22 protein-coding genes are annotated in these 21,154 nt (G+C 39.1%); 4 read left to right on the top strand and 18 right to left on the bottom strand.

Annotated elements, in window-relative coordinates; all coding sequences use genetic code 11:
- Positions 1-30 precede the first annotated feature (30 nt).
- A complete protein-coding gene (envC, locus tag FVA72_RS21230; protein ID WP_110592792.1) occupies positions 31-1,320 on the bottom strand; it encodes a murein hydrolase activator EnvC in 1,290 nt (429 codons plus the stop codon).
- A gap of 433 nt (positions 1,321-1,753) precedes the next feature.
- On the opposite strand from envC, the gene FVA72_RS21225 reads away from it, so the two are divergent.
- From FVA72_RS21225 to cysE, 4 genes are all read left to right on the top strand, one after another.
- Positions 1,754-2,191 (top strand): rhodanese-like domain-containing protein, encoded by a 438-nt coding sequence (locus FVA72_RS21225; RefSeq protein ID WP_004265159.1) that lies wholly within the window; start codon positions 1,754-1,756, stop codon positions 2,189-2,191.
- Between the two features lie 240 nt (positions 2,192-2,431).
- Positions 2,432-2,908 (top strand): protein-export chaperone SecB, encoded by a 477-nt coding sequence (gene secB / locus FVA72_RS21220; protein ID WP_004906947.1) that lies wholly within the window; start codon positions 2,432-2,434, stop codon positions 2,906-2,908.
- Positions 2,908-3,936 carry an NAD(P)H-dependent glycerol-3-phosphate dehydrogenase gene (gene gpsA / locus FVA72_RS21215; RefSeq protein ID WP_110592793.1) on the top strand — a complete coding sequence of 343 codons (1,029 nt, stop codon included), beginning with the start codon at positions 2,908-2,910 and terminating at the stop codon, positions 3,934-3,936. The genes secB and gpsA overlap by 1 nt, the downstream gene beginning before the upstream one ends.
- Before the next feature lie 23 nt (positions 3,937-3,959).
- Entirely contained in the window at positions 3,960-4,781 is an 822-nt protein-coding gene (cysE, locus tag FVA72_RS21210) for a serine O-acetyltransferase (protein WP_110592794.1), read from the top strand.
- Positions 4,782-4,812: 31 nt separating this feature from the next.
- Here the strand turns inward: cysE and FVA72_RS21205 are convergent, their stop codons facing one another.
- The 17 genes from FVA72_RS21205 to FVA72_RS22275 all read right to left on the bottom strand — a co-directional run bounded on the left by FVA72_RS21205 (position 4,813) and on the right by FVA72_RS22275 (position 21,148).
- Positions 4,813-4,992, bottom strand: coding sequence for a hypothetical protein (locus FVA72_RS21205; protein WP_110592795.1), 180 nt, complete (start codon positions 4,990-4,992; stop codon positions 4,813-4,815).
- 110 nt (positions 4,993-5,102) lie between these two features.
- Entirely contained in the window at positions 5,103-5,606 is a 504-nt protein-coding gene (gene trmL, locus FVA72_RS21200) for a tRNA (uridine(34)/cytosine(34)/5-carboxymethylaminomethyluridine(34)-2'-O)-methyltransferase TrmL (protein ID WP_096863620.1), read from the bottom strand.
- Positions 5,607-5,765: 159 nt separating this feature from the next.
- Positions 5,766-6,791, bottom strand: a complete 1,026-nt coding sequence (galE, locus tag FVA72_RS21195; protein WP_110592796.1) for a UDP-glucose 4-epimerase GalE — start codon at positions 6,789-6,791, stop codon at positions 5,766-5,768.
- Positions 6,792-6,808: 17 nt separating this feature from the next.
- The gene (locus FVA72_RS21190; RefSeq protein ID WP_110592797.1) at positions 6,809-8,887 is read right to left on the bottom strand and encodes a polysaccharide biosynthesis tyrosine autokinase; all 2,079 of its coding nucleotides are present in this window, start codon (positions 8,885-8,887) and stop codon (positions 6,809-6,811) included.
- A 35-nt stretch (positions 8,888-8,922) separates the two neighbouring features.
- Positions 8,923-9,351: a protein tyrosine phosphatase gene (locus tag FVA72_RS21185; RefSeq protein ID WP_110592798.1), complete on the bottom strand. Its 429-nt coding sequence runs from the start codon at positions 9,349-9,351 to the stop codon at positions 8,923-8,925.
- A gap of 5 nt (positions 9,352-9,356) precedes the next feature.
- Entirely contained in the window at positions 9,357-10,511 is a 1,155-nt protein-coding gene (locus FVA72_RS21180; RefSeq protein ID WP_110592799.1) for a polysaccharide export protein, read from the bottom strand.
- 76 nt (positions 10,512-10,587) lie between these two features.
- Entirely contained in the window at positions 10,588-12,111 is a 1,524-nt protein-coding gene (tnpC, locus tag FVA72_RS21175; protein WP_137018908.1) for an IS66 family transposase, read from the bottom strand.
- A gap of 84 nt (positions 12,112-12,195) precedes the next feature.
- Positions 12,196-12,540, bottom strand: a complete 345-nt coding sequence (gene tnpB / locus FVA72_RS21170; protein WP_034167512.1) for an IS66 family insertion sequence element accessory protein TnpB — start codon at positions 12,538-12,540, stop codon at positions 12,196-12,198.
- Positions 12,537-12,833 carry an IS66 family insertion sequence element accessory protein TnpA gene (gene tnpA / locus FVA72_RS22160; RefSeq protein ID WP_008914069.1) on the bottom strand — a complete coding sequence of 99 codons (297 nt, stop codon included), beginning with the start codon at positions 12,831-12,833 and terminating at the stop codon, positions 12,537-12,539. Before tnpA ends, tnpB begins: the two co-directional genes overlap by 4 nt.
- 225 nt (positions 12,834-13,058) lie before the next feature.
- The gene (locus tag FVA72_RS21160) at positions 13,059-14,489 is read right to left on the bottom strand and encodes a phosphomannomutase (protein ID WP_272662975.1); all 1,431 of its coding nucleotides are present in this window, start codon (positions 14,487-14,489) and stop codon (positions 13,059-13,061) included.
- Between the two features lie 5 nt (positions 14,490-14,494).
- Positions 14,495-15,241 carry a glycosyltransferase family 2 protein gene (locus FVA72_RS21155; protein ID WP_110592801.1) on the bottom strand — a complete coding sequence of 249 codons (747 nt, stop codon included), beginning with the start codon at positions 15,239-15,241 and terminating at the stop codon, positions 14,495-14,497.
- Positions 15,241-16,647: a mannose-1-phosphate guanylyltransferase/mannose-6-phosphate isomerase gene (locus FVA72_RS21150; RefSeq protein WP_110592802.1), complete on the bottom strand. Its 1,407-nt coding sequence runs from the start codon at positions 16,645-16,647 to the stop codon at positions 15,241-15,243. The genes FVA72_RS21155 and FVA72_RS21150 overlap by 1 nt, the downstream gene beginning before the upstream one ends.
- Positions 16,648-16,653: 6 nt before the next feature.
- Entirely contained in the window at positions 16,654-17,130 is a 477-nt protein-coding gene (locus FVA72_RS21145) for a GDP-mannose mannosyl hydrolase (RefSeq protein ID WP_110592803.1), read from the bottom strand.
- Positions 17,131-17,144: 14 nt separating this feature from the next.
- Positions 17,145-18,107: a GDP-L-fucose synthase gene (gene fcl / locus FVA72_RS21140; RefSeq protein WP_110592804.1), complete on the bottom strand. Its 963-nt coding sequence runs from the start codon at positions 18,105-18,107 to the stop codon at positions 17,145-17,147.
- 10 nt (positions 18,108-18,117) lie between these two features.
- The gene (gene gmd, locus FVA72_RS21135) at positions 18,118-19,224 is read right to left on the bottom strand and encodes a GDP-mannose 4,6-dehydratase (protein ID WP_110592805.1); all 1,107 of its coding nucleotides are present in this window, start codon (positions 19,222-19,224) and stop codon (positions 18,118-18,120) included.
- Positions 19,225-19,269: 45 nt separating this feature from the next.
- Positions 19,270-20,049 carry a glycosyltransferase gene (locus tag FVA72_RS21130; protein WP_165119773.1) on the bottom strand — a complete coding sequence of 260 codons (780 nt, stop codon included), beginning with the start codon at positions 20,047-20,049 and terminating at the stop codon, positions 19,270-19,272.
- 34 nt (positions 20,050-20,083) lie between these two features.
- Positions 20,084-21,148: an EpsG family protein gene (locus tag FVA72_RS22275; protein WP_110592807.1), complete on the bottom strand. Its 1,065-nt coding sequence runs from the start codon at positions 21,146-21,148 to the stop codon at positions 20,084-20,086.
- Between the last annotated feature and the right edge of the window lie 6 nt (positions 21,149-21,154).

Here is a 21,154-nt window from a genome sequence, read left to right as displayed (position 1 = left end):
TGAATTTAAAATTTATCGCCCTAACTATATTTATCGGCCTAACCATGGACGTGGGTTTACGGTTTTACCTTGTCTGCGGATTTCAAAATAGAGTGCTGGTCGCTCTTGGCCGCCACTGCTACCCACTAAGGCGACCGGCTGCCCTGCTCTAACCTCTTGGCCGACATTCACTAAGGCGCTCTGGTTATAGCCATAGAGGCTCATATCCCCTTTACCGTGTTCAACGACGACAACTAGCCCATAGCCTTGTAACCAGTCAGCCAGTAGCACGCGCCCATCGGCGATAGCTTTGACTTGGGTTCCTTCATTAGCCGCGATAACCATGCCTTTCCAACGTAACTCGCTGGAAATGACATCTCCATAGTTATGGAGTAATGAGCCGCGAACAGGCCAAATAGCTTGCCCAGCAGGGCGTCCTAAACCACCTGTACGTGACATCAGTGAGCGTTCACTTTCAGATGGTTTATAGGTTGAGCCTTTCTGTTTGGCTTGCCGTTCTTTTTCAGCCACTTGCACGCGAATACGTGCCGCTTCTTTGGCTTCTCGCTCTGCTCGGGCTTTGGCTTCACGTTCAGCGCGGGCAATCTTATCGCGTAATCTCGCTTCGTTTTGTTTTAGAACAGCAAGATTTTTTTGGTCTTCTTTTAATGTACTTTCAAGGGCATTTAGGGTTTTTTGCCGCGAAGCGCGTGCGTTATCCAGCTTACGCTTTTCTTGTTGTTGGCGTGCCAGCGTTGTTTTTTGTTCGGCTTGTTTTTTTTGTTCGAGTTCTTTTTGTTCTTGTAATTCTTTAGTGGTTTCTTCTAAAGCAACAATATTTTTTTCACGCGCCTGATTTAAATAGCTGTAATAGGCCAAAATACGTTCTTCTCGTTGGCCTTCTTCACCTTTGAACATTAAGGTTAACCCTTGGTGTTTACCTAACCGAAAGGCCGCATCTAGTTGGTCAGCTAATAATTTCTCTTGTTGTTGTTTTTTGATTTGTAGCTGCTTGATATTGCTATTTAAGGAAACAATTTCTTTATCTAATTGTTTTAGCTGGCTTTGAGTCTCATGCAGGCTACGACCGGCCGCAGAAATACTTTGTTCTTGTTGTTTGAGTTGCTCAAGTAGTGCTGAGCGCTTGGCTTGTTGTTCTTTTACGCTTTTCTCTTTTTCAGCAATACTTTTGAGTAAATCATGTAGCTGGCCTTTATTTTCAGTGATCTGGTTGGCAAACACAGTTTGTGTTGGGGCGAGAACAAGCAGCCCTAACCCAAAGAGAGCGCTAATAGCCTGACGAATAAATGAAATTTTCATTCGATAATGTGTATTGGCCATCGTGATAAATCACCTCAATTAAATGCAATAGCTGATTATTTCATCTGCAAGTGATGGTTTCCAGCACTGTCTAACAAATAGTATTGAAAACATTTATAAATTCGGATTTTTGCCCTGAACTAGAACTATATTAAGTTAAATAATACAGTTTTATTATCACTGATTTATTTTGTATAGCCAGTATTCAATACTTTTTTCTTATTCACTGCCTATTTGAAGCACGACTTAGACCTGTTTCGCACGTTTATGTTAAAATATTTGCGTACCGCCTCGAAATAGAAACGCGGTTTTTCAGTGAACAGTGTTAATTTTGCGTGCCTTAGCGCAAAAAAAACAAGCGAGTTTGCGGGAATTGGCTGTAATTAGCTCAACACAAAGGTATACTCAGAACCCTTTGATATTTGTTTTTAACTAACGGGAGTGATTGCCCCCCATGATCCAAGAAATCATGCAATTTGTAAGCCGGAACATGTTATTGAGTCTGGTTTGGATAGCGCTATTAGTGGCTGTGGTTGTTATGACCTTTAAAGGCCTTTTCTCTAAAACGAAAGTGATTGCTCGTTCACAAGCGATTACACTGATTAATAAAGAAGAGGCGGTTGTTGTCGATTTACGTTCTCGTGACGATTTCCGTAAAGGGCACATTATTGATTCTATTAACTTAACACCGTCTGAAATTAAAGAGAATAATTTAGGTGAATTAGAAAAACACAAACAGAAACCAGTGATTATCGTTTCTGCAAGTGGTATGGAATCAGGTAAACCTGCTGAACAGTTGGCACAACACGGTTTTGAAAAAGTCTTTGTCCTGAAAGAAGGGATCTCTGGCTGGGCAGGTGAAAACCTTCCTTTAGCTCGTGGTAAGAAGTAAGTGAAGATATCCAAGGAGCATACATCAGTATGTGACTTGGGTAGCGTAATGCAGCGAACACCCCTGTAGCTCAGAATAACAGGGTTTCCCTTAAATTATTTGGGCTACAGGTAGGCAGCAAGTGAAGATATCCAAGGAGCATACATCAGTATGTGACTTGGGTAGCGCAATGCAGCGAACACCCCTGTAGCTCAAAGAATAACAGGGAAAATTCATATGGAAGTTAAAGGTACATACACTATGTCAGAACAAAACAACTCAGAAATGGTCTTTCAAATTCAACGCATTTATGCAAAAGACGTTTCATTTGAAGCACCTAACGCACCACACATCTTTCAACACGAGTGGCAACCAGAAATCAAATTAGATTTAGATACTTCTTCAACTCAGCTGTCTGAAGGTGTTTATGAGGTTGTTTTACGTGTCACGACTACGGCAACTTTAGGTGAAGAAACAGCTTTCTTGTGTGAAGTGCAGCAGGCGGGTGTTTTCTCTATCGAAGGCATTGAAGGTACTCAAATGGCACATTGCTTAGGTGCATACTGCCCGAACATCCTGTTCCCATATGCACGTGAAGCGATCACTAGCTTAGTGGGCCGTGGTACATTCCCACAATTGAACTTAGCGCCAGTTAACTTTGATGCACTGTTCATGAACTATTTACAGCAGCAACAAGGTGAACAAGCGCAGAACTCAGAAGCTCAACAGGACGCTTAATGAATACTGCTTCAATGACAGTGATCGGTGCCGGCTCGTACGGCACCGCTTTAGCCATTACGCTTGCACGTAATGCACATCAGGTTGTGTTATGGGGCCATGATCCAAAACACATTCATCAATTAGAACAAGACCGCAGTAATCAGGCGTTTCTGCCTGGTGTTTCTTTCCCTGATAGTTTATCTCTCGAAACGGACTTAAAACGCGCCGTTGAGTCGAGCCCCAATATCTTGATTGTCGTACCGAGCCATGTTTTTGGTGATGTACTAAAACAAATCCAGCCATACTTACGCGCAGACTCCCGTATTATTTGGGCGACTAAGGGCTTAGAAAGGGATACTGGCCGTTTGTTGCAAGAAGTGGCACGTGAGGTATTAGGCAATGAAATTCCGCTGGCAGTACTTTCTGGCCCGACATTTGCGAAAGAATTAGCCGCAGGTTTACCAACGGCAATTTCCGTGGCGGCAAGCGATAGCCAATTTGGTGATGATTTACAAAAATTATTCCATTGTGGCAAGAGTTTTCGCGTCTATAAGAACCCTGACATGGTTGGAGTGCAACTGGGTGGTGCTGTAAAAAATGTCATCGCAATTGGCGCAGGGATCTCCGATGGTATGGGGTTTGGTGCGAACGCACGTACCGCATTGATTACCCGTGGTTTAGCGGAAATGAGCCGTTTAGGTGCAGCTTTGGGAGCAGACCCTGCAACTTTTATGGGGATGGCAGGCTTAGGTGACCTTGTGTTAACCTGTACCGATAACCAATCCCGTAACCGCCGTTTTGGCATGATGCTAGGCGATGGCGTTAGCGTTGAAGATGCAGAAAAAGAGATTGGCCAAGTGGTTGAAGGCTATCGTAATACCAAAGAAGTCCGCGCACTGGCTGAGCGGGCAGGTGTTGAAATGCCAATTACTGAGCAAATTTATCAAATCCTCTATCGCCATAAAAATGTGTTAGAGGCAGCGCAAGCCCTATTAGGGCGTGCGACGAAAGATGAAATTGCCGATATGCCAAAGCTGCATGATTAATAAAAATAGATAGGTGAGTGATTATGTCGCGTGAAGAACTGGATAGAATTTGGGGTTTCATTAAAGATGAAGCGAAGTCTCTTGCGGACTGCGAACCACTTCTTGCCAGTTTTTTTAACGCGACATTATTAAAGCACGACAATTTAGGCAGTGCGCTCAGTTATATGCTAGCTAACAAACTGAGCTCACCTATTATGCCTGCTCTTGAAGTGCGCGAAATTGTGGAAGCCGCTTATCGCAATGACGAAAGTATGATTTTCTCTGCGGCAATGGACTTAGCGGCGGTTCGCTTACGTGACCCTGCCGTTGATAAATACTCCACGCCATTATTGTATTTAAAAGGTTTCCACGCCTTGCAAGCCTATCGCATCGGTAATTGGCTGTGGAAAGAAGGCCGCCAAGCGCTGGCGGTTTATTTGCAAAATCAAATCTCCGTTTCTTTTGGTGTCGATATCCACCCAGCGGCCCGTATTGGTTGTGGCATTATGCTTGACCACGCGACGGGTATTGTGATTGGGGAAACGGCAATTGTCGAAAATGATGTCTCAATTTTGCAATCCGTCACATTAGGCGGTACTGGGAAAACCTGTGGTGACCGCCATCCTAAAGTAAGAGAAGGGGTGATGATTGGTGCAGGGGCAAAAATCTTAGGTAATATTGAAATTGGCCGTGGCGCAAAAATTGGCGCAGGTTCTGTTGTACTTCACCCCGTTCCACCACACACCACGGTAGCAGGGGTTCCAGCACGCATTGTCGGTAAACCAACCAGCGATAAACCGTCCTTAGAAATGGATCAAAACTTTAATGGTAGTATTTGGGGTTTTGAAAATGGGGATGGGATTTGAGAGAGTTAATTATTTCTGAAACTCGTTATGCCTATTTTTCAAAGATCTTTCTTTTGAATATGTTACCTGCTTTAAACTGAGCAATAGATTTTTTTAGGTGTTCAGCATTGACTGGAGAATATAATAAGTAGGCGGTTTCTGTCAGTTTACTATCACTATTTACAGTTTCAGTAGTCGTATTTTTAATTTGATTTTTAAGACTAATTTTCACCTAATCTCCTCCTTCATTATTTAATGAGAAAATAAAAGCTTATTTTCATAAATCGAGCTGTAATAGGATTCAAAGAATCGGAGTCCATACTATACAGCTCGAATATGGCATTAATCTTTCAATAACGCCCCTGCATACCCCAACTGCCTCCATGCCTCAAACACCACGACTGCCACAGAGTTGGATAAATTCATACTGCGGCTATCTGCCAACATCGGAATACGAATTTTTTGCTCCATTGGCATGTTATCTAGCACATAAGGCGGTAACCCCCGGGTTTCAGGGCCAAACATCAAATAATCATTTTCTTGATAGCTAACATTACTATGGCTTGGCTTACCTTTAGTGGTTAAGGCAAACACACGGGCACCGCTTTCAGATTGGTTATTATCTGGGTTTAGCCCTTCACTTTTTAAAAAAGCAAAATAATCATGATGGTGCTTGATATCGGCAAACTCGCTATAGTCCAACCCTGCACGGCGTAGGCGTTTATCATCCCATGTAAAGCCAAGAGGGTGAATAAGATGTAAATCAAAGCCAGTATTGGCACAAAGGCGAATGATATTGCCAGTATTTGGCGGTATTTCTGGTTCGAATAAAACAATGTGTGGCATAACGTTAAGCTGATATTTGTGATAATAAATGATGGGAAGAGTTTACGCGCAAATGGGTTTGTTTTCATGTGGAACTTTTATAGCAGCCGTAAAAATTATTTGTACCCTGAAAACAAAAAACGAGCCATAAAGGCTCGTCTCTGAAATAACTCGTTGAGGTTAGCTGTTATAACCATTAGGGTTCATGGACTGCCAACGCCAAACGTCATCAGCCATATCTTGAATGGAGTATTTTGCCGTCCAACCTAAGTCACGTTTAGCTTTTGCAGGTGTTGACCAGTACTCAGCAATATCACCAGGGCGACGGGCTGAAATAGTATAAGGGATTGGCTTGCCAACAGCTTTTTCAAATGCAGCAACGACTTCCAGAACACTTGTTCCTGTTCCCGTGCCTAGGTTGTAGATATGCAATCCGGCTTGCTGGCTGACTTTATTTAGCGCAGCAATATGGCCATCAGCTAAATCCATCACGTGAATATAGTCGCGAACACCCGTACCATCTTTTGTCGGGTAGTCACCGCCAAACACTGCTAACTCTTTGCGACGACCTACTGCGACTTGTGCGATAAACGGTGTCAGGTTGTTTGGAATACCATTAGGGTCTTCACCCATCAAACCTGAATTATGAGCACCTACAGGGTTAAAATAGCGCAACAATGAGATAGACCACTCGTTATCTGCAATATTTAAGTCAGTCAAAATACGTTCAACCATATATTTACTGGTGCCATACGGGCTATTGGTATTACCCACCGATGCTTCTTCCGTTAATGGGATATGCTCAGGCTCGCCATATACAGTTGCCGATGAGCTAAAAATCAGGCTCTTAACACCCGCTTTTTTCATGCTTTCTACTAATACCAATGTGCCATTGACATTAACATCATAGTATTCAATTGGTTTTTGTACCGACTCACCAACAGCTTTCAACCCAGCAAAGTGGATGACAGAATGAATTTGGTGATTGGCAAAGATAATATCTAAGATAGCCTTGTCACGTACATCACCTTGGTAAAAGGTGGGTTTAACACCTGTGATAGCTTCAATACGGTTAAGCACTTCAAGGTTGGCATTATGCAAGTTATCTAAAATAACCGGCTGCATCCCTTGCTGGATCATCTGTACACAGGTGTGGCTACCAATGTAACCAAGGCCACCCGTGACGAGAACTTGTTGATTCTTCATCTCAATATTCCCAAGTCTTAATATTCGTAATGATAGTTATAGTCGTCAGACCTTGCATCGATACCATTCAAGATCACACCGGTAATGTCGATATCATTTTGCTTAAAGCGTTTCAGTGATAGATCAACATCTTTCACGGTATTCACACCGTAGAAAGCAATCAGTAATGAGGTACCGACATATTTACCAATAATCGCAGAGTCCGTTATTGCTAAGATTGGTGCGGTATCGATCACCACAATATCGTATTGGTTTTTGACTTTATCTAATAACTGCTTAAAGCGCTCACCCATTAATAACTCAGAAGAGTGAGTGACGTTTTTACCACGACAAATTACATTGAGATTTTCAATCACGTTAGTATGAATGGTCGGTGATTCTAAACTTTGCTGCGATAAGTAATCAGATAAGCCTGCTTTATTGTTTAACCCAAAGGCTTTGTGCAAACGGCCTTTACGTAAGTCGGTATCGATTAATAATACTTTTTTACCTGCGTTAGCCAGTACCACCGCCATATTGGAGGTAACAAAGCTTTTCCCAACACCCGGTGACGCACTGGTGACCATAACTAGGTTGTTACCTTGGTTCATTACCGAGAAGTACACACTGGTACGTAATGAACGGATAGCTTCGACAGCAGTATCTGCTGGGTTTTCTATCGCTAGTGGGCTCTTATTACCAGCTTCAATGAGTTTTTTCTCATGAGCAGAGAATGGGATAGTGGCATAGACGTTGACACCCAATGCATCAATGTCTTCCGTGCTCTTAATTTTATTATTAAAGAACTCGCGGGCAATTACATACGCACAGCCGATAATAAAGCCAAGGATAGTGGCGAGAACGACAATCAGCGATTTCTTTGGCGCCACTGGTTTTGGTTGGGATTCAGCAGAGTCAATAATACGCACATCCGCCGTAATACCGGAGTTTAACACACTCAGCTCTTGTTGCTTAGCCACTAATTGGGTGTAGATGGCCTGCTCTGCTTCAACATCACGGGTTAAACGGACGATTTCTTGTTGGGTATTGGGTAACTTTTGGATATTTTTACTGATTTTTTCTTTTTCACGTAACAACTGTTGGCGTTTATCTAACAGGGACTGATAAGCGGGGTGGTTACGGGTATATAGCTGCTGAATTTCCACTTCTTTAAAGGTCAATTCATTAAGTTTTTCTTCGACCTGTAATGCGGTATCTAAAGCGGCTTTAGCTTCTAAAGAGAGGTCAATGGATTCATTCTTTTTACGAAAGGCATTGAGCTGGTTTTCGTAGTTATCTAATTTCTTTTTAATCGTAGGTAAGTAGTCATCTAAAAATACGAGCGTATTGTTAGTGACTTCTTTTTTACGTTCGGTATTTTGGTCAACATAGTTTTGGATAACACTGTTGAGGATTTTAACATTCTCAGTTTTATCCGCCCCTTTAATGGCTAAGCTGATAATACCAGTGCCTTTCCCGACTTCAGCGATGGTTAGGGTGTTGCGTAAGTCTTCAATGGTGGAGTAACGGGCATTTTTGATTAATGAGAACTCTTCGCCAGCTTCAGCCGTGAAACTAGAAATCAATAAGTTAATTTCCCCTTGTTTGAGGACTTCACCTACTTTACCTTGTAAGACTTGGCCATCTACATTGAGGGAATAATTGTTATCCCCTAAATAAGTTAGGGTAAATGGCTGGTCAATTAAACTTTCAGGTAACTGAAATAGGGCAACATGAACGGGAGCCACTTCACCCAGTAATTTACTGACAAAGCCTTCAGGAGCTGCTTGAGTGTCAAGGTTCAGGTCTGTAACGGTTTTACCTAACACCATGCGGGACTTGATAACTTCAATTTCGGAATCCACTTGGTTATTGCTGTTACCAAATGGCATGACATCACTCATTTGGTCCAGCAATGAAACCTGACTAAGCTTATCGTATTGCAATGTGGCATTGGCTTGGTAAATTGGTGTTGCCAATAGGCTATAGGCTACGGCGATAGCCGTGAAAATAACGATAAAAAACCCAATTTTAATGGTATTGGATTTCAAAACTTTAAACAGAGCGAGCAGATCGATTTCATCTGAGGCAGGGGAGCTATTTTTTTGTGTGTTCATAATAGGTTAAATGTTAAGTCATCCAATAAATAAAATTAAATTTTGCCTTGCCAAGCAATTGCGGCTTTTTCCATCAACTGGTAAACATGTTCAAACATTTCATCGCTGCGTTTATGAGGGTCAGGGATTTCGGCTTTATTAATCCATTGCCCAAATAACATCACTTTACCGCGTGTTTCAGGAAACTGTTGGTGGATTTTAGCAATATGATCGTTTTCCATCACTAGGATTAAGTCTGCTTTATGGCATATTTCGCTAGTTAACCGACGTGATTGATGGTTTTCAAGGGAAACCTGATGTTGCTCGGCAATCCGGATGGCACTGTCATAAGCGGGCATGTCATTTTTGGCAATAATGCCCGCTGAGTGAACAGTTCTTTCGGGAAAATGCTGTTGTAATAAACGCTCCCCCGTAGGAGAGCGGCAGATATTTCCCATACAAACAACAAGAATATTATTAAACATATCGATTACCAGTCGTGAATACGCTTGGTACCTTCGGTTAACTGATTATATGAAGCGATAGTTGGTAATAACTGAGTGATTAGACGGTTCCAACGTACCACAGGGGCTGCGGTAACATAGACTAAGTCATAGGGCTGCAGTTTAAATTCAGTTCCCATCACGAGTGAGGTGGCATCCGATAAGTCTAGCTGATAAACCGCGGCCATTTTTTTCGGTAACAGAGCATCAAGCTCTTTGTCTTCCGCGGGCTGGTTTTTAATTGGGCGGATAACGAATACCCCCGTCGCATTGGCTGTGTTTTGGTCTATCCCGCTCGCTTTGCTTAGGGCTTCAGTAATGCTCATACCAGCACGGTCAATGGTAAGTGTTGTTGGTTGACCCACTTCACCCATGACAAACACTTTTTGGCTATCATTACGTGGCACATATAGTACATCACCCGGTAGCATCAGGTAGTTTTGGGTTAAATCCCCATACTGAACCAAATCTTGTAATGACACTTTGATTTCTTTGCCATTACGGGTAAGCACGACATTATCCCAATCGGCTTTCTCGGTTAAGCCACCGGCATTATTAAAGGCTTCTAAGATAGTGAGTGGAACGTTAGTGATAGGCAGCGTACCCGGTTTGGCAACTTCACCAGATACATACATTTTTTGCGAACGGAAGGCAGCAATACTCACATCCACTTGTGGGGATTCGATATAGGTGGCTAAACGGTTGCTGATCAGGGTACGGATTTCAGTGACCGTTTTACCGATCACTTTGACTTTACCAATATACGGGTAGTAGATAGTGCCGTCAGAATGAACCCAGTTACCTGAGTCCTGCGCACTACGGTATGAACCCGCAGGGATAGTGAGCTCTGGGTGGTCCCAAACCGTAATGGTTAGTACGTCACCTGCACCCACGCGGTATTCATAGTGAGTCAGTTGCTTTTCTAACTGTGCATTGGGTTTAGCAATGGTAGGTGCAGTGTACATATCATCCAACAATTTTGGCGAAATTGGGTAGATATCAACCAATTTGCTAATATCACGGTCACCCGTATCAACCACATTTTTGCCTGAGGTTGACATATAGGCACCGGGGGTGACGGTGCAGCCTGTAAGTAATATACTAATTGTTAATAGTGTAAGTGGGAAAGGCTTCCTAAACACGGTAACATCCTATGATAAAAAATGATTAGATAAGGTATAAGTGATGATGGTAAGCGCTTAATGAACCAGTAAAGCTTTACTCAACCTCACTGATTTCTACGTTCCATGGCATGAGATCCGACACATTATCTTTCGGACTTCGTTTTGGTAACTCGGTAAACAGGTGTTGGAAGTAATAATAAGGGTTCATGTCATTAGCGCGGCAAGTCATCACGAGGCTATACAAGTTTGCACTCGCCTTTGCTCCGCCTACCGAAGTTGAGAACATCCAATTTTTGCGACCTGTCGTGAACGGCCTTATATCTCGTTCGGTCACATTGTTGTCGATACTTATATCGCCGTCTTCAAGGTAGGTAAGCAGCTTAGGCCACTGGTTTTGCGTATAAGTGATGGCTTTGCCAAGTAATCCTTTAGGGAGAACGTTTTGACTGTCAAGCCATTGCTTGAACTCATCTAAAATAGGTTTGGCTTCTTCTTGTCGTAGTTGGTGTCGAGATTTTGCATCAAGCCCTTTGGCTTTCTTTTCAAGACCGTATAGTTTGCTAATAAAGTTCAGTGCTTTTTCTGGCTTGCCCGCTTTTTTTGATGGTGAAGCTTTTTGAGCATCAGTGAACTTTCTGCGTACATGCGCCATGCAAGCAGCTTGAGTCACGTCCTCAAGTTTATCGTATGCACTGTAGCCATCCGATAGCAAGTAACCAGAGTAACCACCTAAAAAGTCTTGTACGCACTCTGCTCTGCGGCTGGCTTGATAGTCGTAGATAACCACTGGGTTATTGACGAACTCACCGCTACGATAGACCCACATATATGACTTAGATTGTGCTTTCTTATCTTCTTCACGTAATACTTGAACAGTGGTTTCGTCCGTGCAGATGAGCTTTTCTTTCAATAACTCACTTTTCATTGCATCAATAATGACTTGCACTTTGCTTCCTAACTGAACGCACCAGTTGGCCAGTGTAGCGCGACTAATATCTATACCAGAGCGATTGAGAATATCCACTTGGCGATAGAGTGGCAGAGCATCAACGTATTTTGCTGTGACTACAGCGGCGAATGCATCTGCACTCCCTAGGCTTTTAGGGATCATACTTGCGGGTTTTGGGGCTGTGATAATCTTTGTTTCAGTCTGTGTTTTTTCACACTGCCGGCAAGCGTACTTGGTTCGCTCGTGACGTATAACACTAACCTTCTGTGGGATGATTTTCAGCTCTTCAGAAGTTTCAACACCACATTGATGTAAAGGCTCGTCGCAGCAGTCGCAATAAGGGGCATTGAGTTCATGTTTATGAACTTCACGCTCGAGCTCTTTTGGAAAAGGCTTACGGCCTGTTTTTTTCTTGTCGTCGTCGGATTTAGCCGTACTCTTTTGTTGCTCCGCTTCGTTAAACGTACCTTTGGGTATTTTTTCACTTTGTGATGAGAAGCGCTTTGACTTACTTAAATTGAGCTGTTCAATCAACAACTCAATTTTGGTTTTGAGCTCGGCAACCTCCTCTTGCTTTGCCTCAAGGAGTTTATCTTTTGCTTCGTTCTGTTGGTGAAGCTCAAGCAGCATAGCTTTTAGCTGGTCGATATCATCAGGGAGGTCGGTCATGTCTGGGCTCTGGTCATCTCAATGACTTAAGTATGACAGCAAAAAAGGATCGTTCAAGCCCAACGTGACGATCAGTATCAGCGGTCACACTTCTAGATTATGAAGTGGACGATGAGCTTTGGCATGTTCGAGCGTTAACCCCGAAAGAAGCCAACCCAGTTGTTGCTTAGTAATATGAATGGCTCCGTCCTCACTGGGTCTTGGCCACTTGAAGGTCCCTTTTTCTAAGCGACGATAGTACAGCCAGAAGCCATTAGTATCCCAAAACAAGATTTTCAATTTATCTCGAGTACGATTGCAGAAAATGAACCAAGACTCACTAAACGGATCCATCTCAAGAGTCTCCGCGACAATCAACGATAGTCCATCAATGGACTTACGCATGTCCGTGACTCCAGAGATGAGGAAAACCTTACCTGTTGGTATCATTGTAGCGCTTCAAACCAAGTCTTAATTTGTTGCGAGCTAAGCGTTGCCGGCAGTTCTGCTCGAATGCCATTATTGAGAATTAACACAACACAACTTGTGCTCACGGTAGGCTCTGTCACCACGATAGGTTGAACCCTGGTTTCAGGCTCGGATTGCGTGAGCTTTTTCGACCAATAGTGAAAAGTCTGATAGCTTATGTTTTGCTCCGAGCAAAACTGCTTAATGCCTAAATTACTTTGTCGTTGCTGCTCTAGAATTGCAGCCCAGTATTCTCGTTTACTTTGTTGTTCCATAGTCCCTCCAATGAAAAAGCTACTATGGCAAATGACGAGTTTGTTTAGTATGTGTGGTTCATTAACCGCTTACTGATGATGTTAGTCATCATTCCCACTTATACATATTATTACAAATGGGAGCAGTTTATATTGATGCTCGTAATTTGGTAAAAATGTGATAGTTATAATACAGTTTACCGAAATGATAACTACTAAAGTGATCAGTAGAAGAAAGTGGATAAGTTAAATTTCAGAGAAAGTTTGAATGTTTTTTAGTGTTTGTCGCACAATGGACTGTGCTGTCTGATAGTCATTAGCTTCTGCATAACATCTTAGCTCAGGAGCGTTACCAGACGGCCTTAGATGAATAATATTGCCATTTGATAATGTCATTCTTAAACCATCAATGGTATTTGAATCGAGCAAACTTTCGTCACAAAAACCTAAGTATTGTAATAAATGTTGCGGGCTATCTTTTGCTTTTTCGAGAATAGCTTTACTTTTTTCTGTTGCGAAGTTTTGTATTCTATCTCTAAAGGTTACACGCTGTGGCAATGAATTGACTAATTCAGCAATTCCTTTCTCTTTTGCAGCAGATAACAACATTAAGAAGGGTAATATGGCATCTCGGGTTGGTAGTGCAGATAATTGTTTACCGTTAATTTCAATATTAGACCCTAAAAGGAAGCCTCCATTAGCTTCAAAACCCGCTATTTTCTTATAATTTTTTGCTAAATCAGAAAATGCTTCAATAACATAAGGAGAACCAATTTTAGTTTGTTTTACACATTTAAAATCTTTATGGGATGCAATGATAGTATTGCAACTAACAGGGATTGCTAGCGCTTCAATATTCATCTCTAATGCACATAACAAACCTAATATATCCCCGCGTAACCATTCGCCGTTTTCATCAGCAACAAGTGGGCGATCGCCATCTCCATCAGTAGAAAAAATAGCATCAAGTCTGTATGATTTTGACCAATTTCTTGCTTTTATCTTGTCCTCTTCAGATACAGCTTCAGTATCAATTGGAACAAACTGGTCACTGCGTTCGAGAGAAATAACTTCAGCACCAAGCTTTCTGAATAAAGTTGGATATATATCACGACCCGCACTAGAATGCTCATAAATACCAATACGCTTGCCAGCTAATAAATTTTTATCAAAAATAGATAAATAACGGTTGATATATTCTTCAGTTGCTAAGGTATTTATTGATAAGGTCTGTGGGGTAACATCTGGTATTTCAAATTGCGAGTTATTATTTAAAATCGCCATCTCATCAATTTTAGTGATTTCTCCGTCAGGACGATAAAATTTTAGTCCGTTCCTATTAAAAGGAATATGGCTACCGGTTACCATAATACAAGGAGTATTATTTTTCATTGCAGTATATGCAAGGGCCGGTGTTGGAATCACACCATAGTATAGAGGTTCTATTCCCAACTGTTTTATTGCTTTGATACAAGCAGTAGCAATAAATTCACTACTTGGACGGTTATCTATACCAATGGCCATTTGGCTAAAATCGAATTTATCTTTGATGCTATTAATAAAAGCATGAGTAAAGGCGGCACAGGACTCATTCTTAAATTGAGTTACTAAACCGCGGGCTCCACTTGTACCAAATAGTATACCTGAGGTTTTGATTATATCTAGACTAGATAGCATATTCATTATTTCTTAATAAATTGAGGTAATTTGGATAAATTTTTCATGAGCAAAGGGTATATCCAAAAGATATTATTTTTTTTAAGTACTAAAATGTCTTCTTTAGTCTTTTTTAATATATTTAAAAAACTACGATTACTTTCACCACCGACTCGCATTTTAGTCACTACTTTTGGTAAATAAGAGACGGAAATATTATGTAACCATAAATAGCGTAATAACGAGTCATAATCAGCAGATATTTTAAAGTTAAGGTCGAAATTACCATATTTTTTATAGAGACTTCTTTTCATAAAAAAGGTTGGATGTGGTGGCATCCAGCCTTTTTTAAGATTTGAATGTTTATAATTACCAGAGACCCATCGCCTAACGACATTAGATGTATTTTCTTTTGAAACATATTCCAAATCCGCATAAATGGCCTGCGACTGCTCGTTAATTAAGATACTAACTAAATCTTCAATAGCATTTGGATATGCAAAAATATCATCAGAATGAAGAAAGCCAATAATATCACCTGTAGAGTTTTCAATACCTTTATTTAGAGCATCATATATTCCCTTATCTGGCTCGGATATGATTTTAGAAACTTTTGTACTGTGTTTTTTTATTATATCCAGAGTGTTATCTTTTGATGCTCCATCAATAATAATGTATTCAATATCGAGGTATGATTGATTCTCAAGGGATTTCAATGTGTCAATTATGGTGTTGCTGCTATTATATGTAGCGGTAATAATAGAAACTTTCATTATTTATTTCCGCCATATTCTTCTAGCCTAATAATATCATCTTCTTGTAAATAATTACCTGACCGAACTTCTATCAAATGTAAATCAATTTTACCAGGATTTTCAATTCGATGTTGAGCTCCAATAGGAATATAAGTGGATTCATTTTCACTTAAAATAAAGCTTTTATCACCGTTAGTAACTTTTGCTGTTCCTTGTACAACAACCCAATGTTCAGCACGATGATAATGTAATTGTAATGCTGTTTTTTCACCAGGTTTTACTTTTAGGTGTTTGACATGAAAGCGTTGGCCTTCTGCAATATCATCATGTGTCCCCCATGGGCGATAGGCTTCTCGATGTTGCTCACATTCAGGGCGACCAGCATTTTTTAGTTGGCTAACAATACTTTTTACATCTTGTACATTATTTTTATTAGCAACTAAAACTGCATCTTTTGTTTCCACAATAACTAAATTGTCAATACCTACAGTTGAGACAAGTTTGTTTTGAGAGTAAATATAACTATTCGTTGTGCTTTCAGTTAGAACATCACCAATAATTACATTAGATTTTGCATCTTTAGGGGAAACTTCCCAAAGTGAACTGAAGGAACCAACATCACTCCAGCCTGCATCCATAGGAACAACTTGAACGTTGCTGGCCTTTTCCATAACGGCGTAATCTATTGAATTATCAGGGCATGAACTAAAAATATCAGGCTGTATACGAATGAAATCTAAATCATTTTTTGAATTAAGAATTGCTTGCTCACATATTTTAAAAATTTCAGGACAATGTTTTTCTAGTTCATTAAGGTAACAAGATGCTTTAAATAAAAACATACCACTATTCCAGAGGTATTTTTTACTTGTGAGGTAACTTTCGGCCGTAGTTAAATCTGGCTTTTCGACAAAGCGTTCAACAGTGAAAGTATGATTGTTTACGTAATCACCTTTTTTAATATACCCATAACCAGTCTCTGGACTAGTAGGAATAATTCCAAATGTAATAAGATTTCCTTGTTCTGCAGCTTCTACGGCTTGCTCTATTACTTCAGCAAATGATTCATTATCTTGAATTACATGGTCTGCCGCGAGAACTAAGAGTAGAGGGTCATCACCTGCTTGTATTGCTCGAATGGCTGCTAGTGCTATAGCGGGTGCTGTGTTGCGGCCAATAGGTTCTAATATTATTCCACTATGTTTAAAGTTTTCCTGTCTTAATTGTTCTGCAACAATAAAACGATGTTCTTCGTTACAGATAAATACTGGAGGTTGGTGTTGTAGTGTTTTTAACCGTACGACAGTTTCTTGTAACATAGTTTTCTTACTTGTTAAGCTAATAAACTGTTTTGGGTATAGGCTACGGGAAAGAGGCCATAAACGGCTACCTGAGCCTCCCGCCATAATAACAGGCAATAACATAATAATTTACCGTAAATTTAAATGGTTATTGATAAAATAGGCTTTTGTATTATCGTGAACTTTTGGAGAGTTAAGGAGCTCATCAATATTCCACCACTGATAGTTTTTATGTTGTTCTAGTGGTAACTTATTGAGGTCGATATCTTTTTCTATTAAATATCCCAAGACAACATAATGAGTAGAGAAATTATCCTCTGAAAAATTATCCTGATAGAGATGTTGGTAATGACCAATAAATGTAGCATTATTTATATTGTAGTCGAAGCCAAGTTCTTCAAATGTTAAACGCTGAAAAGCGATATCAAATGTTTCATCCTTGCAAATACGCCCTCCTGGTACAAACCAATAACCTTGAGCGGGTCGATTATTTCGGAGCCCTAATAATGCTTGGTTTTTTGAGTTACAAATGACCAGATCAATAGAAACTAAAGGGGTAGATGCAACGATAGTTTTAAACGTATCTAATGCCAATCGCTGCGCCATAGTTATTTAATCCACTATTTACGAAAGTTATGTTGATTATGTAGGAACCATTGATAGGTTTTATTTAACCCATTTTCAAGCTCGACCGAATATGTCCAACCTAGCCTTTGTAGACGAGAGACATCCATTAACTTTCTTGGCGTACCATCAGGCTTAGTACTGTCAAAAACAACATTCCCCTTGAAACCAACAACTCTGGCCATAGTTTCAGCCATTTCACGAATAGTACAATCAATACCTGTGCCAACATTAATATGGGATAACATTGGTTGAGTGTTTGCCTGGTATGTTTCTTTATTTAGTTCCATAACGTAGACTGACGCGGCAGCCATATCATCGACATAAAGAAATTCGCGCATGGGCGTACCGGTTCCCCAAACAGTGACTTCTTTATCATTATTTAGTTTCGCTTCATGAAAACGGCGCATTAATGCAGGAATAACATGTGAATTTTCCGCGTGAAAATTATCATTTTCACCGTATAAGTTGGTTGGCATAACACTGCGGTAATCACGACCATATTGTCGATTATACGATTCGCAAAGTTTGATACCAGCAATTTTTGCAATTGCATAAGGTTCATTTGTTGACTCAAGAACACCAGTTAATAATGCACTTTCAGACATCGGTTGTGTTGCTAACTTTGGATAAATACAAGATGAGCCTAAAAATAGTAAGTGTTGAACATTATATTTATGAGCTGAATGGATAATATTACATTCCATAATTAAATTCTCATAAATAAAATCGGCGGGATAAGTATTATTCGCATGAATACCACCCACTTTAGCAGCGGCTAAATAGACTTCATCAATTTTATTTTGGGCAAAGAAATTATCAACAGCTACTTGGCTTGTGAGATCTAATCCGTGACGTGATTTTGTGATTAGCTCAATATCGGGACGGTTTTGTAATTGTCTAATTATTGCTGAGCCAACCATGCCATTATGGCCAGCAACAAATACTCTTTTTTTCACGTAGTGATCCTTAATTCTCTAAAGAAATAGCAACATCAAAACCGTTTGCTTTAAGTAAAGCATGTTGTTTTGCTTTTTCTATATCGGATGCAACCATTTCAGAGCACATTTCTTCCACTGTGATTTCTGGTACCCAACCTAATTTTTCTTTTGCTTTTGAAGGATCGCCTAAAAGGGTTTCAACTTCAGCCGGACGGAAGAATTTAGGGCTAACACGAACGATAATATCGCCAATATTTACACTTGGTGCTAGTGTATTATCTACACTGGTTACGGTAGCTATTTCATCTACGCCATTACCACTAAATGACAGTTCAATCCCAGCTTCTTTAGCAGACATTCGTACAAATTCGCGTACTGAAATTTGTTTCCCTGTCGCGATAACGAAATCATCAGCGTGATCTTGTTGTAACATCATCCATTGCATACGAATATAATCTTTAGCATGACCCCAGTCACGTAGCGCATCCATATTACCCAGATATAAACACTGTTCTAAGCCTTGTGAAATATTAGCAATGGTACGAGTTATTTTGCGAGTGACGAAAGTTTCGCCACGACGAGGGGACTCGTGGTTAAATAAAGTACCATTACATGCATACATGCCATATGATTCACGGTAATTTACGGTGATCCAGTAAGCATACATTTTCGCGACAGCGTATGGTGAGCGAGGATGGAAAGGTGTGGTTTCTTTCTGTGGTATTTCTTGAACTTCTCCATACAGTTCTGATGTTGATGCTTGGTAAAAGCGAGTTTTCTTTTCTAGGCCGTTAATACGGATCGCTTCTAATAAACGTAATGTCCCGATAGCATCGACATCAGCAGTATATTCAGGAGATTCAAAAGAGACAGCCACATGTGACATTGCGCCTAAGTTATAAATCTCATCTGGTTGGATTTCTTTTACTAAACGGATTAGGTTTGAAGTGTCAGTTAAATCACCATAGTGTAATTTAATTTTATCATTATTATTAACGACAGAGTCAATTCTTTCCGTATTGAAAGAAGAGGCTCTACGAATTAAACCGTGAACTTCATAGCCTTTTTCTAAAAGAAATTCTGCGAGATAAGAGCCATCTTGGCCAGTTATTCCTGTAATAAATGCGATTTTCATTGTTTACTCTTTTATATGCTATTAATATAAATCTACTTAGTAGTATTAATTACCATTAAATCTAATTATACTCAAAGATGTCATAAATGATTTAACTGAATTGAATTTTTTTATGTTTTTAAATATAAAAACAAGATATAGGATGGGTCCTAGAAACTTACCAAAGATACGGTTGAAACATATTCTTCTTGAGATGAATGCATTACGGTCATTGAATATATCTCCACTGCATGTAACGGGATGAGAGCCAATGATTTTAGGTACAGAAATACCATTTAAATTGTTCTTTATAAAGTTCGATAAAAATACTGGTTCATCGCATAGAAAATATTTGGTACCTGCTCCCATATCCTCTGGGAAATAAATTTTATTTTTTAACAAAGCTTCTCGCCTACAAGTTATTTCAATAGTACCAATACTTAATATTGTTCTATAATTGTGTGAGAAAATAATTTTTTTAAACTTTGGTGCCGGCTCGGTATGACCTAAGAAACTATATTGAAATGTAATGAAGTCAGTTTGTGGGTTTTGTGTATATTGCTGAGTAATTAAAGTATAAATATTCTTATTGTATATAACGTCATCATCGCAGAATAAAATTATATCACCTGATGAAACGTCAATGCCTTTATTTCTACTTTTGGCTACACCGATGGATTTTATATCGATATATTTAATGTCATTTCGATTGTGAAATTTTTCAGTAATATTATTAAATGATATATTGTTAGTTTGATGAATAATAATTATTTTAACATTATCATGCTGCTCTGGTAATGTATCTATCAATGAATAGATACGATCGCCAAAGGTTGAATAAATCATGTCTAATTTCATAGTTTCCTTAACTTATTTGTTTCTAGTTGAAAAGTATACTTTGATATGAATATTCCGCTCTGGCAAATAGAGTGGTTTTTAATATAAAAGGAATGAGTACATAAATAATTGATAACATAAAGTTATTATAGTTCCCTTTAACCATTGACTTGTTAATTATAAAGTAAATTGGAAAGATAATAAAAAACCAAAAATAAGATGCTATTCTAGAAAGTAATCCAAAATCATATCCCATAATAAATGAAAAATAAAAAACGCTAAATAGAAAAATGGTGAAATCAAAGTAATCTTTTGTCTTGTTTTTACGATAGATATAGAAAAAATAGATAATCAAAGGAAGGTAATATAATCGCGTTAAAATATTTAAAATATCTTGTGGTTCAGCATGCTTACTTTCGAAGTATATGGAGTATTTTAAGTCTAATAATTGAACTATGTAAAATGCTATTTTTGAACCAAAAATATATATAGGTATGGTAATTAAAAATATAAAAAATAAAGGTATATTTAATTTTCTATATATGTAAGTCAGAGGATATATTATTAAAAATATAAATGCGCTCTGATGTAAGCTAATCGAAATTATTAGTAAAAATACACTTTTGAAATTTTGTTTATTAAAACATAAGTAAGATATTAAAGGGAATAGTAGTAGGGCAGCGTATTGTCTAATTCCATTAAGTTGATTTATATATATTCCAGTAACAGACATAAATAAGAAGAATATAATATACACTTTAAAATTAAACTTGTTTCTGAGTATCGAAAAATAAATAAATAAAGGCAACGCCTGAATAAATGAAAAGAAAAAAAATAGAGATTGGCTAGGTAGATTTAGAAAGTTGAAAAATCTCACTGCGTAATAAAAAATAAATTCATAACTATCTAAGTATCTATCATTCAAGAAGGAGTGATTATAAATGTTTATATAAGTATGATAATCGGTTCCAACACCATCTTGAATTGCAGAAGTCAAAAAATATATTAAAAAAAGTGGTAGTAGTGATAGTATATTGTATACTATTTTACTTCTATCAAGAATATATAAATAATAACTACCAAATAATAAAATAAATATATATATCATTTGAGT

This window comes from Providencia sp. PROV061 (assembly GCF_011045655.1).
In the GTDB taxonomy this organism is placed as follows: Bacteria; Pseudomonadota; Gammaproteobacteria; order Enterobacterales; family Enterobacteriaceae; genus Providencia; species Providencia hangzhouensis.
The sequence above is the reverse complement of the archived record's forward strand: the minus strand, read 5'-3'. Positions and strand labels throughout refer to the sequence as shown.